11 protein-coding genes are annotated in these 15,845 nt (G+C 65.6%); 8 read left to right on the top strand and 3 right to left on the bottom strand.

Translation table 11 applies throughout. The features are described from left to right. Positions 1–11 precede the first annotated feature (11 nt). Complete coding sequence (locus ISO4_RS09865) at positions 12–734, bottom strand: response regulator (RefSeq protein ID WP_142948742.1); 723 nt, start codon at positions 732–734, stop codon at positions 12–14. Positions 735–1,277: 543 nt separating this feature from the next. Here ISO4_RS09865 and ISO4_RS09860 point away from each other — a divergent pair. The 7 genes from ISO4_RS09860 to ISO4_RS09830 all read left to right on the top strand — a co-directional run bounded on the left by ISO4_RS09860 (position 1,278) and on the right by ISO4_RS09830 (position 12,965). Beyond that, entirely contained in the window at positions 1,278–4,187 is a 2,910-nt protein-coding gene (locus ISO4_RS09860; protein ID WP_194856081.1) for a ribonucleoside-diphosphate reductase subunit alpha, read from the top strand. Between the two features lie 66 nt (positions 4,188–4,253). Then, a complete protein-coding gene (locus ISO4_RS09855; RefSeq protein ID WP_142948744.1) occupies positions 4,254–5,564 on the top strand; it encodes a ribonucleotide-diphosphate reductase subunit beta in 1,311 nt (436 codons plus the stop codon). Positions 5,565–5,753: 189 nt separating this feature from the next. Next, positions 5,754–5,981, top strand: a complete 228-nt coding sequence (locus ISO4_RS09850; protein WP_194856080.1) for a hypothetical protein — start codon at positions 5,754–5,756, stop codon at positions 5,979–5,981. 182 nt (positions 5,982–6,163) lie between these two features. Continuing rightward, positions 6,164–7,807: an acetolactate synthase large subunit gene (locus ISO4_RS09845; protein ID WP_194856079.1), complete on the top strand. Its 1,644-nt coding sequence runs from the start codon at positions 6,164–6,166 to the stop codon at positions 7,805–7,807. Between the two features lie 116 nt (positions 7,808–7,923). Next, positions 7,924–8,751, top strand: a complete 828-nt coding sequence (locus tag ISO4_RS09840; protein ID WP_194856078.1) for an endo alpha-1,4 polygalactosaminidase — start codon at positions 7,924–7,926, stop codon at positions 8,749–8,751. A 106-nt stretch (positions 8,752–8,857) separates the two neighbouring features. Continuing rightward, complete coding sequence (locus ISO4_RS09835; protein ID WP_194856077.1) at positions 8,858–10,903, top strand: bifunctional metallophosphatase/5'-nucleotidase; 2,046 nt, start codon at positions 8,858–8,860, stop codon at positions 10,901–10,903. Positions 10,904–11,006: 103 nt separating this feature from the next. Continuing rightward, a complete protein-coding gene (locus ISO4_RS09830) occupies positions 11,007–12,965 on the top strand; it encodes a monovalent cation:proton antiporter family protein (protein ID WP_194856076.1) in 1,959 nt (652 codons plus the stop codon). A gap of 162 nt (positions 12,966–13,127) precedes the next feature. Here the strand turns inward: ISO4_RS09830 and ISO4_RS09825 are convergent, their stop codons facing one another. Continuing rightward, entirely contained in the window at positions 13,128–14,147 is a 1,020-nt protein-coding gene (locus tag ISO4_RS09825) for an AraC family transcriptional regulator (protein ID WP_142949892.1), read from the bottom strand. A 102-nt stretch (positions 14,148–14,249) separates the two neighbouring features. Between ISO4_RS09825 and ISO4_RS09820 the strand changes: the two genes are divergently transcribed. Continuing rightward, entirely contained in the window at positions 14,250–15,107 is an 858-nt protein-coding gene (locus ISO4_RS09820; RefSeq protein WP_194856075.1) for a sterol desaturase family protein, read from the top strand. Here ISO4_RS09820 and ISO4_RS09815 read toward each other — a convergent pair. Next, positions 15,104–15,835, bottom strand: coding sequence for a TerC family protein (locus ISO4_RS09815; RefSeq protein ID WP_142949894.1), 732 nt, complete (start codon positions 15,833–15,835; stop codon positions 15,104–15,106). The two genes, ISO4_RS09820 and ISO4_RS09815, sit on opposite strands and share 4 nt — an antisense overlap. Positions 15,836–15,845: the final 10 nt, after the last annotated feature.

Here is a 15,845-nt window from a genome sequence, read left to right as displayed (position 1 = left end):
GCCCGCCCCCGTCATCCGCTGCTCATTTCCTTAACGAACAGATAGCCCTTGGAGCGTACCGTCTTGATTCGCTTCGGGTTTTCCGGATCGTCGCCGACCTTGGGCCGGATGCGGGAAATGCGCACGTCGATGGAGCGGTCCTGGCCGTCGTACTGGATACCGCGCAGTTTCTCGAAGATGGTCTCGCGGGACAGCACCGTGCCGGCGTTGGAAGCCAGCAGCCAGAGCAGGTCGTATTCGGCGCTGGTCAGGTCCACCGACTTGCCGCGCAGGCTCACTTCCCGGGCGGAGTTGTCGATCACCAGGGCGCCGAATTCCAGCCGCGACGGCGAGCTGTCGCGCTCGCTGTCGGTTTCCACCCGCCGCAGCAGGGCGCGGATGCGGGCCAGCAGAACGCGCGGTTTGACCGGCTTGGCGACATAGTCGTCGGCGCCCATTTCCAGCCCCAGGACCTGATCCATGTCGTCGGTGCGTGCGGTCAACATGAGGATCGGGTTCTTGAAGGTGGCGCGCACCTCCCGGCAGACGGTCAGACCGTCGGCGCCCGGAAGCATCAGATCAAGAACCACCAGGTCCGGTTGCTCGGAACGGATGCGGCGGATGGCTTCCTCGCCGTCGCTCACCACGCTGACGTCGAGGCCGTTGGATTGAAGGTATTCGCAAGTGAGATCGGCGAGACGCTCATCGTCTTCCACGATCATGATGGTCGGCGGGTTATCCTGCACGCTTGTCATTCCCGTCGTTATCCTTATCGATTCGTTGTTGTTGCGGCGCAGCCGCCAATTCTGTTTATACGCATACCCGTGCGGTTGAGCAACCGGAATGAGCCGGCGGGGGCGACACAATATATAGTGGTCGTTCCCCCTCTCTCAAGCACCCCGGTTTTTCGCCCACACCGCTGCACAGCCCGCGCACAGTTTATCCACAGGATTTCCCCAACCGGAATGCTTGCAAAAGCCGGAACCCATCTATAACTTGTACTGTTATCGGTCACCGACCCCAACATATTGGGTTTTGTAAAAGTTTTCCGGTTCAGCAGGCCAACGTCTTTCCGCCCCCCGGAAAATGCCGCCGGATCAGCCGCTTACGAGTTCCGGCCCGAATTATGCAGTCCTGAAGTCGCCGACAGTCCGGCCCCCGGCGCGCGCCGCGAACACAACATATGGTGTTTTCGACGCGCCAGCCCACCATTGGCGCCGGACCGGCGGTTTCCGACCCAGGGTCACAACGGTTTTTACAATCAGAATAGCCAGCACAGAGACAACGGAGAGGGCATCATGCACACGGATATGAATCGCGATCAGTCCCACGCGGGCGCGCCCGGCGGCGAAGTCAGCGCCGAACAGGACGTCACCGCCACCGCCCCCGGCCAGCTGCGCGTCATCAAGCGCAACGGCAAGGTGGTTTCCTACGATGACGACAAGATCACCGTGGCCATCACCAAGGCGTTCCTGGCCGTGGAAGGCGGCACCGCGGCGGCCAGCTCGCGCATCCACGACACCGTGGACCGCCTCACCGAGCAGGTCAGCGCCACCTTCAAGCGCCGCATGCCCTCCGGCGGCACCATCCATATCGAGGAAATCCAGGACCAGGTGGAACTGGCCCTGATGCGTAACGGCGAGCACAAGGTGGCCCGCGATTACGTGCTGTACCGCGACCAGCAGGCGCGCAAACGCGCCGAACGCGCCCGCGACCTGCCCGAGCCCAAGCACAAGGTCGACATGACCGTGACCATGGAAGACGGCAGCCGCGCGCCGCTCGACATGGCCCGCCTGGAATACCTGATCCACGAGGCCTGCAGCGGTCTCGAAGAGGTCTACCCGGACAAGATCATCGCCGAAACCGTCAAGAACCTGTACGACGGCGTGTCCATCAAGGACGTCAACACCTCCATGGTGATGACCGCGCGCACCATGATCGAGATGGAGCCCAACTACTCCCAGGTCACCGCCCGGCTGCTGATGGACAAGATCCGCGCCGAGGCCCTGCAGTACCTGGGCGTGGGCGAGCGCGCCAGCCAGCAGGAAATGGAAGACCTCTACGCCAAGGCGCTGAGCGCCTACATCGAGAAAGGCATCGAGTACGAGCTGCTGAGCCCGGAGCTGGCCGAGTTCGACCTGAACAAGCTGGGCGCGGCCATCGACGGCAAGCGCGACCTGCAGTTCTCCTACCTGGGCCTGCAGACCCTCTACGACCGCTACTTCATCCACCACAACGAGACCCGCATCGAGCTGCCGCAGTGCTTCTTCATGCGCGTGGCGATGGGCCTGGCGGTGCGCGAGGACAACCGCGAAGAGCGCGCCATCGAGTTCTACAACCTGCTCTCCAGCTTCGACTACATGAGCTCCACGCCGACCCTGTTCAACGCCGGCACCCTGCGTCCGCAGCTGTCCAGCTGCTACCTGACCACGGTGCCCGATGACCTGTCCGGCATTTACAGCGCCATCCATGACAACGCCATGCTGAGCAAATTCGCCGGCGGCCTGGGCAACGACTGGACCCCGGTGCGCGCGCTGGGCGCCTATATCAAGGGCACCAACGGCAAATCCCAGGGCGTGGTGCCGTTCCTGAAAGTGGTCAACGACACCGCCGTGGCGGTGAACCAGGGCGGCAAGCGCAAGGGCGCGGTCTGTGCCTACCTGGAAACCTGGCACATGGACATCGAAGAGTTCATCGAGCTGCGTAAGAACACCGGCGACGACCGCCGCCGCACCCACGACATGAACTCCGCCAACTGGATCCCCGACCTGTTCATGAAGCGGGTGATCAACGAACAGGACTGGACCCTGTTCAGCCCCAACGACGTGCCCGACCTGCACGATCTGTACGGCGAAGCCTTCGAGAAGCGCTACGAAGAATACGAAGCGATGACCCGCGACGGCCGCATGAAGCTGTACAAGCGCCTGCCGGCGGTGAATCTGTGGAGAAAAATGCTCTCCATGCTGTTCGAAACAGGCCACCCCTGGTTCACCTTCAAGGATCCCTGCAACCTGCGCAGCCCGCAGCAGCACGTGGGCGTGGTGCACTCGTCCAACCTGTGCACCGAGATCACCCTGAACACCAACCAGGAAGAGATCGCGGTGTGCAACCTGGGCTCCGTGAACCTGGCCCAGCACATCGTCGACGGCGCTCTTGACCGCGACAAGCTGGCGAGCACCGTGAAAACCGCCGTGCGCATGCTCGATAACGTAATCGACATCAACTACTACAGCGTGCCCCAGGCGGAGCGCTCCAACATGAAGCACCGCCCGGTGGGCCTGGGCATCATGGGCTTCCAGGACGCGCTCTATAAGCAGGGCTTCAGCTACGCTTCCCAGGAAGCGGTGGCCTTCGCCGACCAGTCCATGGAAGCGGTCAGCTACTACGCCATCCAGGCCTCCGCGGACCTGGCCGAGGAGCGCGGCGCTTACCAGAGCTTCGACGGCTCCCTGTGGAGCCAGGGCGTGCTGCCGATCGATTCCATCGACATCCTGGTCAAGCAGCGCGGCGAGGACTACTGCAAGGTGGACCGCAGCCAGACCCTGGACTGGGACAGCGTGCGCGAACGGGCCCGCAAGGGCATGCGCAACTCCAACGTGATGGCGATCGCGCCGACGGCCACCATCGCCAACATCACCGGCGTGTCGCAGTCCATCGAGCCCACGTATCAGAACCTGTACGTGAAATCGAACCTGTCCGGCGAGTTCACCGTGGTCAACCCGTTCCTGGTCAACGCCCTCAAGGAGCGCGGCCTGTGGGATAACGTCATGGTCAACGATCTCAAGTACTACGACGGCTCCGTGCTGCCCATCGAGCGGGTGCCGGACGACCTCAAGGAAGAGTTCCGCACCGCCTTCGAGATCGAGCCGCGCTGGCTGGTGGAAGCGGCCAGCCGCCGTCAGAAGTGGATCGACCAGGCCCAGTCGCTGAACCTCTACATCGCCGAGGCCAACGGCAAGAAGCTGGACGTGACCTACAAGATGGCCTGGCTGCTGGGTCTCAAGACCACCTATTACCTGCGTGCCATCGGCGCCACCCAGACCGAGAAGTCCACGGTCAACGACAACAAGCTCAACCGGGTCTCTTCCGGTGGCGGTGACGCGGCACCCGCCCCCGCCGCTGCCCCGTCCGAGGCCGATTTCAGCCAGCCCGCGGACGTCCCGCAGGCCTGCTCCCTGGACGACCCGGATTGCGAGGCGTGCCAGTAAGCACGCGGAACGGAATGCAACATCGGTGGCGCCCCGGCGCCACCCCGACAGAATTGGAGAAAGATCATGCTGAGCTGGGACGAATTTCATGCGCCAGAAACGCCCAACCACAAGCAGCCCGGCGGGCGGACAGCGCCGCCGCAATCTCAACCGGTATCTGAGGAAGCGGCACCTGCACCTCAAGCACCGGCAGCGGGAAGTGGAACGGATGCGGGAAATGAAACCGGACACCCCGGACACGAAGAACTGCGAGGCGAATCCTCACGGGAGCGAGCGCTGAGCGACGCGGTACTGCGCGCCCAGCAGGCGGTGGCCGAAATGGACACCGCCGAAGGCATCGCCGAGCTGGAAGGCGCCGCCGGCCGGGTCGAGGTGGACGACAAGCGCATGATCAACTGCCGCGCCGACCTCAACCAGCTGGTGCCCTTCAAGTACGACTGGGCCTGGCAAAAATACCTGGACGGCTGCGCCAACCACTGGATGCCCCAGGAAATCAACATGAACGCCGACCTGGCGCTGTGGAAGAAGGAAGGCGGCCTCACCGAGGACGAGCGCCGCATCGTCAAGCGCAACCTGGGCTTCTTCTCCACCGCCGATTCCCTGGTGGCGAACAACCTGGTGCTGGCCATCTACCGGCTGATCACCAACCCGGAGTGCCGCCAGTACATCCTGCGCCAATCCTTCGAGGAAGCGATCCACACCCACGCCTACCAGTACTGCATCGAGTCACTGGGCATGGACGAAGGCGAGATCTTCAACATGTACCGGGAAATCCCCTCGGTGGCCAAGAAGGCACAGTGGGGTGTCGACTACACCCGTGAAATCTCGGACCCGCAGTTCACCACCGGCACCCCGGAGACCGACAAGGCACTGCTCAAGAACCTGATCGCGTTCTACTGCGTGCTGGAAGGCATCTTCTTCTACTGCGGCTTCACCCAGATCCTGTCCATGGGCCGCCGCAACAAGATGACCGGCGTCGCCGAGCAGTTCCAGTACATCCTGCGCGACGAATCCATGCACGTGAACTTCGGCGTCGACGTGATCAACCAGATCAAACTGGAAAACCCGCACCTGTGGGACCAGGAGATGCGCGATCAGGCCACGCTGATGATTCTGGAAGGCACCGAGCTGGAAATCCAATACGCCCGCGACACCATGCCGCGCGGCGTGCTCGGCATGAACGCGGCGATGATGGAAGAGTACCTGCAGTTCATCGCCAACCGCCGCCTCACCCAGCTGGGCCTGCCCGAGCAGTTCAAGGGCGTCACCAACCCGTTCCCCTGGATGAGCGAGATCATGGACCTGCGCAAGGAGAAAAACTTCTTCGAAACCCGGGTCACCGAGTATCAGGTGGGCGGTGCGCTGAGCTGGGATTAAAGCGTCTTGTAGGAGCGAGCCTGCTCGCGAAAGGCAAGCGGAGCTTGCCGGCGGGATACCAGGGGCCTCTGGAATCCTGCCGGCCGACAAGGCGGCCTTTCGCGGGCGGGGCCCGCTCCCAAAAGCGCTGCCCGATTGTCTCCTCTGCCACCCTTTGGCACCATTAGGGCACCCAAGCCGGAGGCGTCCATGAGCGACCACGAAGACTACGACGATTTCGACGACTACAAGCAGGAAGCCCAGGAGCTCCTCAGCACCATTGAGCAGGTGGAGGAAACCCTCTCGGTGATGACCACGGTGGTCAGCCAGCTCAAGGAGCAGGTCGCCACCCATATCGACGACGGCGACGACACCGTGGAAATGAGCGCCGAGGAATTCCTCGAGCAGTGCGAGAACGCGGAAGGCACCTGGCACTGACGCCGAATAGAGCCGAATCGACTCTCCCAATCCCAAGCATCAGCATTGACCATACCCCCCTGCCCCGCCTGCGCGTTATAGTGTCGGGCACGATGATTCGAAGATTGGGGTCAGGTCTTGCCTTTTGCCTCCCCGAGGCAAAAGGCAAGACCTGACCCCAATCTTCCGAAGGAGAAGGTTGAATGAAAGCTTCGGATTTGTTCGTTCGCGCCCTGGAAGCCGAGGGCGTGGAATACGTCTTCGCCATCCCCGGCGAGGAAAACCTGGATCTGCTGGAAGCCCTGCGCGGCTCCCGCTCGATCAAGCTGGTGGTGACCCGCCACGAGCAGGGTGCCGGCTTCATGGCCGCCACCTACGGCCGCCTCACCGGCAAGGCCGGCGTCTGCCTGTCGACCCTGGGCCCCGGCGCCACCAACCTGGTGACCGCCGCCGCCTACGCCCAGTTGGGCGCCATGCCGATCGTCATGATCACCGGCCAGAAGCCGATCAAATCCAGCAAGCAGGGCCAGTTCCAGATCATCGACGTGGTCGATATGATGCGCCCGCTCACCAAGTTCACCAAGACCGTGGTCAGCGGCGACACCATTCCGGCGCGCATCCGCGAGGCGTTCCGCCTGGCCCAGGAGGAGCGCCCCGGCGCCACCCACCTGGAGCTGCCCGAGGACATCGCCCGCGAGCACTCCTCCATGCCGGTGCTCGAGCCCAGCCTGACGCGCCGGCCGATCGCCGAGGACAAGGCCATCTGCCGCGGCGTGGAAGCGATCCGGAACGCCCGCAAGCCGCTGATCGTGGTGGGCGCCGGCGCCAACCGCAAACTGACCAGCAAGATGCTGCGCCAGTTCATCGAGAAGCTCGGCATTCCGGCGATCACCACGCAGATGGGCAAGGGCGTGGTGGACGAAACCGGCCCCCACTTCCTGGGCAACACCGCGCTCTCCGACGGTGATTTCGTGCACCGTGCCATCGGCGCCGCCGACCTGATCATCAACGTCGGCCACGACGTGGTGGAGAAGCCGCCCTTCTTCATGCAGCCCGGCGGCGCTACCGTGGTGCACGTGAACTTCAACTCCGCCCAGGTGGACCCGGTCTACTTCCCGCAGATCGAGCTGGTAGGCGACATCGCCAACAGCCTGTGGCAGCTCAAGGAGCGCCTGGAACCCCAGGAGCACTGGAGCTTCGCCGACTTCCACCGGGTCCGCGACGCGCTGCAGGCGCACATCGCCGAGGGCGAGCGCGACGACCGCTTCCCGATCCTGCCGCCGCGCCTGGTGCGCGAGATCCGCAAGGTGATGCCCGACGACGGCACCATCGCGCTGGATAACGGCATGTACAAGATCTGGTTCGCGCGCAATTACCCGGCCACGCACCCCAACACGGTGCTGCTGGACAACGCCCTGGCCAGCATGGGCGCCGGCCTGCCGTCGGCCATGGCCGCCAAGATGGTGCACCCGGATCGCCGCGTGATGGCGGTGTGCGGCGACGGCGGCTTTATGATGAACTCCCAGGAGCTGGAAACCGCCGTGCGCCTGCGCCTGGACCTAGTGGTGCTGATTCTGCGTGACGACGGCTACGGCATGATCAAGTGGAAGCAGAAGCAAATGGACTTCCATGACTTCGGCCTGGACTTCCAGAACCCGGATTTCGTCGCCTACGCCAAAGCCTACGGCGCCCAGGGCCACCGCGTGGAATCCACCGAAGGCCTCGGCCCGCTGGTGGAGGAGTGCTTCGCCGCCGGCGGCGTGCACGTGATCGATCTGCCGGTGGACTACAGCGACAACGACCGCGTCCTCAACCAGGAAATCCGCGAGCTCAGCCGCAAGGTTTAATACCGCCAAACGCCCTCCCGACGAGCGGTACGCCGCTCGTCGGAAAGCGCTCCCGGTGCTCCCGGCGGCGGTGCTAATCTGCCGCTCCCCACCCAATTCGCGCAGGGAGCGCCGGCATGGCAACCACCTCTTTATCCAACCTTCTCCCCTCGGTGCTGAGCGCCGTTCTCTCCACCGGCACGGCGGCCGCCCCGGCCACCGATCCCGCCGTCACCAGCGGCGACTGGTATCGCCCGGCGGTGGACGTGAACGCCCAGGTTCAGCTTCAGGGCACCCCCAACATCAGCTACGACGTGGAGCTCTACGTTCTCGACCTGTTCGATACCGACAGCGCCGTGATCGATGCGCTGCACGCTGACGGCCGCAAAATGATCTGCTATTTCTCCGCCGGCACCTTCGAAAACTGGCGCGACGACGCCGGCCGCTTCACCGCCGCCGACAAGGGCCGCCGCCTGGGCAACTGGCCCGGTGAGCGCTGGCTGGACGTTCGCTCGCAGAACGTGCGCGCGATCATGGCCGACCGTCTCGACCTGGCCGTGCAGCGCGGCTGCGACGGCGTCGACCCGGACAACGTGGACGGCTATTCCAACCGCACCGGCCTGCCGCTCACCTACCAGGATCAGATCGACTACAACACCTGGCTGGCGGAGCAGGCGCACCAGCGCGGCCTGGCGATCTCGCTGAAGAACGACCTGGGTCAGATCGACGACCTGGTGGCGCACTTCGATTTCGCCATCAACGAATCCTGCCATGAGTGGGACGAGTGCGAACTGCTGATGCCCTTTATCGAGGCCGGCAAGCCGGTGGTGCACATCAATTACCTGTACGCCGACGACCCGATCGGCCGCGCCGAGCTGTGCCTGTACACCCGCGGCCTGGGCTTCAACACCCTGACCCTGCCGCAAATGCTCGACGGCAGCTTCCGCTACAGCTGTAACCCGTAGACATAAAACCGACCCGCCCCGGTAACATCGCTTTCATCGCCCCTTGCTTAGCTGGGGAGTGTCGGCCGAGGCCGCCTCCCTATCACTGCTAACAAAAGGTCGGACGATGGACACCAGCGCCCTGCGAAAACTCACCACCGCCTGTCTGGCGGCCCTTGCCCTTTCCGCCTGCGGCGGCGACGACGACAACGACCCGGCACCGGCGCCGCCGGCGGAAGCCGGCTTCCAGCTGCAACTGCTGCACTTCGCGGACATGGACGGCGCCACCGGCGCGCTGCAGAACGTGGAGCCGTTCTCCGCGGTGCTGGACGCCCTGCGCGCCGAATACCCGGACAACACCCTGGTGCTCAGCTCCGGCGACAACTTTATTCCCGGTCCGCGCTACTTCGCCGCCGCCGACCCGGCCATGGACGGCGTGCCCGGCGTCGCCGTGGCCGGTAACGGCCGCGCCGACATCGCCATGCTCAACGCCATGGGCCTGCAGGGCGCCGCCGTCGGCAACCACGACCTGGACGGCGGCACCGCCGAATTCGCCGGTATCCTGGCCGCCGAGGGCAACTACCCCGGCGCCCGCTTCCCCTACCTGAGCGCCAACCTGGACTTCACCACCGACGCCAACCTGGCCGGCCTGGTGCAAAGCGACGGCCAGAGCCTGGCGGCCATGCCCAACGGCCTGTCCGGCTACGGCACCGTGGAAGTGGGCGGCGAAACCCTGGGTGTGATCGGCGCCTCCACGCCGTCGCTGGGCAACATCACCAGCACCGGCGACATCACCATCAACCCGTCCAGCGGCGGCAACCAGGCGCTGGCCGACGTGCTGCAGCCGAAAATTGACGAGTTGCGCGACCAGGGCGTCGACAAGATCATCATGCTTGCCCATATGCAGACCCTCAGCGTGGAGAAAGAGCTGGCCACCCTGCTGGAAGGCGTCGACATCATCGTCGCCGGCGGCTCCAACACCCTGCTCGCCGACGACAACGACCGCCTGCGCGACGGCGACAGCGCCGCCGACGACTACCCGCTGACCTTCACCTCCGCCGCCGACGAGCCGGTGCTGGTGGTCAACACCGACGGCGACTACAAATACCTGGGCCGCCTGGTGGTGCGCTTCGACGACGACGGCGTCCTGCTCACCGACAGCCTGGACGACACCGTCAACGGCGCCTACGTCACCGACGAGACCATGGCCGAGAACCTGGAAGGCACCCCCAACAGCGACGTCACCACCATCGTCACCGCCCTGGAAGACGTGCTCGCCGCCCGCGACGGCAACATCCTCGGCCGCACCGCCGTTTACCTGGACGGCCGCCGCAACCAGGTGCGCACCCAGGAGACCAACCTGGGCAACCTGACCGCCGACGCCAACCTGTGGCTGTCCCGCCAGTACGACCCCAGCGTGCAGGTGTCGATCAAGAACGGCGGCGGCATCCGTGATGACATCGGCTACTTCGTGATCCCGCCGGGCTCCACCTCCGAGGACGACCTGGAATTCTTCCCGCCGGCGGCCAACGAAAGCGCCGGCAAAGCGGAAGGCGACATCTCCCAGTTCGACCTGGAAGGCTCGCTGCGCTTCAACAACACCCTCACCGTGGGCGACGTCACCGCCGCCGAACTCCACCAGCTGCTCGAGCACGCGGTGGCCAAGGTCGAGGGCGTAGCCGGCCAGTTCCCGCAGGTGGCGGGCCTGCGCTTCAGCTTCGACCCCACCCGCCAGGGTCTGCGCAGCACCGCCAACGGCGACGACGTCGACCAGGCCGGCGAGCGGGTGCGCAGCCTGGCGCTGGTGGATGACAACGGCGCGGTGCTCGACACCCTGGTGCAAAACGGCGCCGTGGTCGGCGACGCTAACCGGGTGATCCGCCTGGTGACCCTGGGCTTCCTGGCCACCGAAGGCGGCAGCGGTCTGGGCGGCGACGGCTACCCGTTCGACTTCCCGCTGGAGAACCGCATCGACCTGGACGCCGAGGCGATCCCCGGCGGCGGCAGCAACCTGGCCACCTTCGCCAACCCGGGCAGCGAACAGGACGCCCTGGCCGAGTACCTGCTCGACCGGATCGGCGAAAGCACGCCCTTCAACCAGGCGGAAACCGACGCCGATCAGGACCTGCGCATTCAGAACCTGAGCCGCCGCACCGACACCGTCCTGCCCTGACCCCATCCCACCCCGGGGCGCCTTTAACGGCGCCCCGTCTCCTTTCCGCTCCGTGCATGTATTACAGTACCCCCGTGAACAACAGGCAGGGGGGATCCACAGCATGACCGGAGCATTAACCCAGGTAGTGGTCCTGCTCGCCATGGCGGTGCTGGCCGTGGTGGTGTTCCGGCGCCTGCACCTGCCACCGATTCTCGCCTACCTGAGCGCCGGCATTCTCGCCGGCCCCGGCGGCCTGGGCTGGGTCGGCGACACCGAGGGCATGCTGCACCTGGCGGAATTCGGCATCGTCTTTTTGCTGTTTTCCCTGGGCCTGGAATTCTCGATTCCCAAAGTGCTGGCGCTGCGCCGGGTGGTGTTCGGCGCCGGCCCGCTGCAGGTGCTGCTCACCGGGCTGCCGGTGGCGGCGTTGATGTGGCTGCTGGGTTTCACGCCGGCGGTGGCGCTGATCGCCGGCGGCGCTTTCGCGCTCTCCTCCACCGCCATCGTGATCCGCGATCTGATCACACGCGGCGCGGTGAACACCGGCTACGGACGCGCCACCACCGGGGTGCTGCTGTTCCAGGATCTGGCGGCGGTGATCATGCTGGTGCTGCTGCCGGTGCTCGCCAACCCGGACAGCGGGCATCCCGGCATCGCGGCGGCGGTCACCCTGGGCAAGGCCCTGGCGCTGTTCATCGGCATCTATGTGATCGGCAAGTGGGTGCTGCCGCGCGCCCTGGAGGAGACCGGCCGGGCGCGCTCCGACGAAGTGTTCGTGATGACCGCCCTGCTGCTCGCCCTGCTGGCCGCCTGGGTGACCCATGCGCTGGGCCTGTCCATGGCGCTGGGCGCGTTTCTGGCCGGCATGATGCTGGGCGAAAGCCACTTCCGCCATCAGATCGAGGCGGACATCCGGCCGTTCCGGGATCTGCTGCTGGGTTTGTTTTTCATGGGTGTGGGCATGCTGGTGTCGCCGGCGCTGTTCGCCACCCACTGGCACTGGATCCTGCTCGGCGCGGCGGTGCTGATGCTGTTCAAGCTGGCGCTGATCAGCCTGCTGCTGCGCTGGCTGGGCGAGCGCACCGAAACCGCCCTGCGCAGCGGCATCCTGCTGGCCCAGGGCGGCGAGTTCGGCTTCGTGCTGGTGGCCCTGGCGGTGAGCCACGGGCTGATGGACAACGAACAGGCCGGCGTGCTGGTGTCGATCACCGTGCTCACCATGGCCGTGACCCCGGCGCTGCTGGACAACAGCGGCGCGCTCACCCGCCGGTTACTGCGCCAGTGGGAGCAGGAGCCGGACACCCCGGCGGTGGACGAGGCCACCACCGGCCATGTGCTGCTGTGCGGCTACGGCCGCGTGGGGCAGAACCTGATGCGCTACCTGACCCGCTTCCACCACCAGGCGGTGGCCATCGACACCGATCTGGTGCGCATCCAGGAAGCCAGCCAGGCCGGTGAGCGGATTATCTTCGGCGACGCCACCCGCAAGGAAATCCTGGAGCGGGCCGGCATCCACCGCGCCAGCCTGCTGGTGGTCACCTTCGACGACGCCCGCCAGGCGGAGCGCATCCTGCACACCGTCCACCAGTTGTGCCCGGACCTGCGCGTGCTGGTGCGCACCCGCGACGACACCCACCTGGACGAGCTGATCCAGGCCGGCGCCGCCGAGGTGGTGCCGGAGGTGCTGGAAGCGTCGCTGATGCTGGTGGCCCACGCCCTGATGATGCTCGACACACCCTTCGGCAAGGTGCTGGCGATGCTGCGCCAGAGCCGCCGCGAGCGCTACAAGCTGCTGCGCGGTTACTACCACGGCGAATCGCTGCCCACGTCCGACAGCGCCGGCAACCCCTACCGGCTGCTGCACGCGGTCACCCTGCACGGCCGCGCCGCCTGCCTCGGCAAGCGCCTCGACGAACTGAAGCTCAACGAGAGCAAGGTGGAAGTGCAGACCCTGCGGCGCGGCGACCGCACCATCGACCGCCCGGCGGACGACGAAGTGCTGCAGGACGGCGACATCCTGATTCTTTACGGTCCGCTGGAGGCGGTGGAAGCCAGCGAGGAGAAGCTGCTGGGCGGCTAAAGAAATCACTGTGGGAGCGGGCCCTGCCCGCGAAAGGCAAGCTTTGCTTGCCGGCAGGATCCCAGAGGCCTCTCAAGCGGCGCCCTGGAAACAGGTCTCTGGAATCCTGCCGGGGGCTCCGCCCCCTTTCGCGGGCAAGACCCGCTCCCACAAAACCCGCTCCTACAAGCGGCGGCGCCAGCGGGCGGGGCTTTCGCCGCTCCAGTGGCGGAAGGCGCGGGTAAAGGCGCTGTGCTCGGAGTAACCGAGCAGCGCCGCCACGTCGGTGAGCTCCAGGCGCGGGTCGCGCAGGTATTCCTTGGCCAGCCGGTAGCGAGTGCGGGCCAGCAGCGCCTGGAAACTGTCGTCGCGCTCGCTGAGGCGCCGCTGCAGGGTGCGCACGCTGAGGTGGTTGGCCGCCGCCAGCGCCTCCAGGGTCGGGCGCCGTTCACGCATCAGCCGCGCCAGCTGCCCTTCCAGCGGGTCGGCGGCCTCGCCCTGGCGGGCCAGCAGCGCCTCCGCCTGGCGGTCGAGAATGGCCAGCAGGTTGGCGTCCGGCTCGCGCAGCGGCAGCGCCAGGTACTCCAGCGGCACCCGGATCACCGTCTCCGGCTGGTTGAAACGCACCTCACCGCCGAAGAAGCGTTCGTAGGGGCCGGTGTCCGCCGGCGGCGGATTGACGAAACAGACCCGCTCCACCAGCTGCGGCTCGCCGGTGAGATCGCGGGTCATCTGCACCACCGCGGCGATGCCGGTCTCGTCCACCAGCTGCCCGGACAGCCCCCGCTCCACGCCCCAGCGCACCTCCACCCGGTCGCCGTCCACCTCGATGCGCGCCGGGTTCACGTCGTAAATCAGCCGGTGATAGCGCTCCATGCGCGCCAGGGCCTGGCCCAGGTCGGCGCAGTTGAGCACCGCGTAGCCAAGCAGGCCGAAATGCCGCGGCGTGATGGTGCGGCCCACCGCCACCCCCAGGGCCGGATCGCCGAGCAAGGCGCTGGCGGTGGCCAGGCTCTGTTCCCAGAACCCCAAAGCGACCCGCTCCAGCCCCACCGGCGAGCGCTCCACCGGCATCGGCCCGAGCAGCGCCCGGGCGTCCTGGCCGCGCGCCTCCAGGTAGTCGTAAAGCAGCTGCACATAGGTGGCCGCCACGTAATTGCTGGTGGGCGGGGTGTTATGGGCGGCGCGGGAAACGGAAGTCATGGCGCCATTTGTCAAAAAATAGGAGGGCTCTGTCAAGCCCGGCGTGCCCCCACCCGGCTATCTTGATGTTATTGATCTGCATGATAAGCGGAGTGTTGGGACATGAACGATCTTCTTCAGCAGTTGGATTGGCGCACCCTGGTGCTGCCGGCCATGGTGCCGGTGTTCGTCGCCGTGCTGATCGCCGAGGCCTGGCGGTTCCGCGGCCAGGGCCGCCTCACGCTCAAGGACTCCATGGCCAGCATGGGCCTCGGTTCGCTGTACATGGTGTTCGACACCCTGGTGACGGTGACCCTGGTGGCGCTGATTTTCTCCTGGGCCTACCAGCACCGCCTGTTCGACATCACCATGACCCCGCTCACCGGGCTGCTGCTGTTCGTGTCCCTGGAGTTCTGCTACTACTGGTTCCACCGCGCCAGCCACCGCATCCGCTGGTTCTGGAGCGCCCATGTGGCGCACCACTCCAGCACTCTGATGAACTTCTCCACCGCCATGCGGCAGAGCGCCATCTACAGCATCGTCGGCAACTGGCTGTTCTATGTGCCGCTGGCGTTCCTCGGCTTCGAGCCGATCTGGGTGTTCTTCATGCTCACCGTGAACCTGGCCTACCAGTACTTCATCCACACCCAGTGGGTCGGCAAGCTGCACCCGGCGATTGAGTTCGTGTTCAACACGCCCAGCCACCACCGCGCCCACCACGGCCGCAACGCGGAGTACATCGACCGCAACTACGGCGGCATTCTGATTCTCTACGACCGCCTGTTCGGCACCTTCGTGGAAGAGAAAGAGGACGTGCCGGTGGAGTACGGCATCACCCGGCCGGTGAACAGCCACAACCCGATCACCCTGACCCTGCACGAGGCCATTGACATGTTTCGGGATGCGGCCCGGCCGGGGCCGCTCAAGCAGCGCCTGAAGCATTTCTGGGCGCCGCCGGAGTGGCGGCGCGAGGATGATTAACCGGCGGCCTTCTTGCGGTTGGCGCGGATGCGCAGGTTGAGCATTTCCACGCCGAAGCTGAACGCCATGGCGAAGTAGATGTAGCCCTTGGGAATGTGGAACTCCAGGCCGTCGGCGATCAAGGCCGTGCCCACCAGCACCAGGAACGACAGCGCCAGCATCTTCAGCGTCGGGTGCTCGGTGATAAAGCGGCCGATGGCGTTGGCGAACACCATCATGAAGCCCACCGCGATCACCACCGCGATCACCATCACTTCAATGTGGTCGGCCATGCCCACCGCGGTGATCACCGAGTCCAGCGAGAACACCATGTCGAGAATCGCGATCTGAATCAGGATGCCCATGAAGGAGCCGCCCACCTTGGGCTTGGCCAGTTCGTGGGTCTCGCCGGCGTCCTCGATGGAGTGGTGAATCTCCAGCACCGATTTCACCAGCAGGAACAGGCCGCCCAGTATCAGCACCAGATCGCGCCCGGAAATGCCCTGCCCCAGCACCATGAACAGATCGGCGGTGAGCTTGGTCAGCCAGGCCAGCGACGCCAGCAGGCCCAGGCGCATCACCATGGCCAGTGACAAACCGATCAGGCGCGCCTTGGGGCGCTGCTTCTCCGGCAGCCGGTCCACCAGGATGGACAGAAAGATGATGTTGTCGATGCCCAGCACGATTTCCAGGGCGGTCAGGGTGGCCAGGGCAATCCAGGCCTCCGGCATGGTGATCCATTCGAGCATGGTGAATCCC

This window comes from Alloalcanivorax venustensis ISO4, from assembly GCF_015356855.1.
Classification (GTDB): Bacteria; Pseudomonadota; Gammaproteobacteria; order Pseudomonadales; family Alcanivoracaceae; genus Alloalcanivorax; species Alloalcanivorax venustensis.
This window is presented reverse-complemented; position numbering and strand designations above follow the sequence as displayed.

Coding starts and splice junctions, on each gene's coding strand:
- ISO4_RS09840 (WP_194856078.1), top strand. CDS start 7,924: ATGGCAACCACCTCTTTATCCAACCTTCTCCCCTCGGTGCTGAGCGCC.
- ISO4_RS09815 (WP_142949894.1), bottom strand. CDS start 15,835: ATGCTCGAATGGATCACCATGCCGGAGGCCTGGATTGCCCTGGCCACC.
- ISO4_RS09855 (WP_142948744.1), top strand. CDS start 4,254: ATGCTGAGCTGGGACGAATTTCATGCGCCAGAAACGCCCAACCACAAG.
- ISO4_RS09860 (WP_194856081.1), top strand. CDS start 1,278: ATGCACACGGATATGAATCGCGATCAGTCCCACGCGGGCGCGCCCGGC.
- ISO4_RS09845 (WP_194856079.1), top strand. CDS start 6,164: ATGAAAGCTTCGGATTTGTTCGTTCGCGCCCTGGAAGCCGAGGGCGTG.
- ISO4_RS09825 (WP_142949892.1), bottom strand. CDS start 14,147: ATGACTTCCGTTTCCCGCGCCGCCCATAACACCCCGCCCACCAGCAAT.
- ISO4_RS09820 (WP_194856075.1), top strand. CDS start 14,250: ATGAACGATCTTCTTCAGCAGTTGGATTGGCGCACCCTGGTGCTGCCG.
- ISO4_RS09830 (WP_194856076.1), top strand. CDS start 11,007: ATGACCGGAGCATTAACCCAGGTAGTGGTCCTGCTCGCCATGGCGGTG.
- ISO4_RS09835 (WP_194856077.1), top strand. CDS start 8,858: ATGGACACCAGCGCCCTGCGAAAACTCACCACCGCCTGTCTGGCGGCC.
- ISO4_RS09865 (WP_142948742.1), bottom strand. CDS start 734: ATGACAAGCGTGCAGGATAACCCGCCGACCATCATGATCGTGGAAGAC.
- ISO4_RS09850 (WP_194856080.1), top strand. CDS start 5,754: ATGAGCGACCACGAAGACTACGACGATTTCGACGACTACAAGCAGGAA.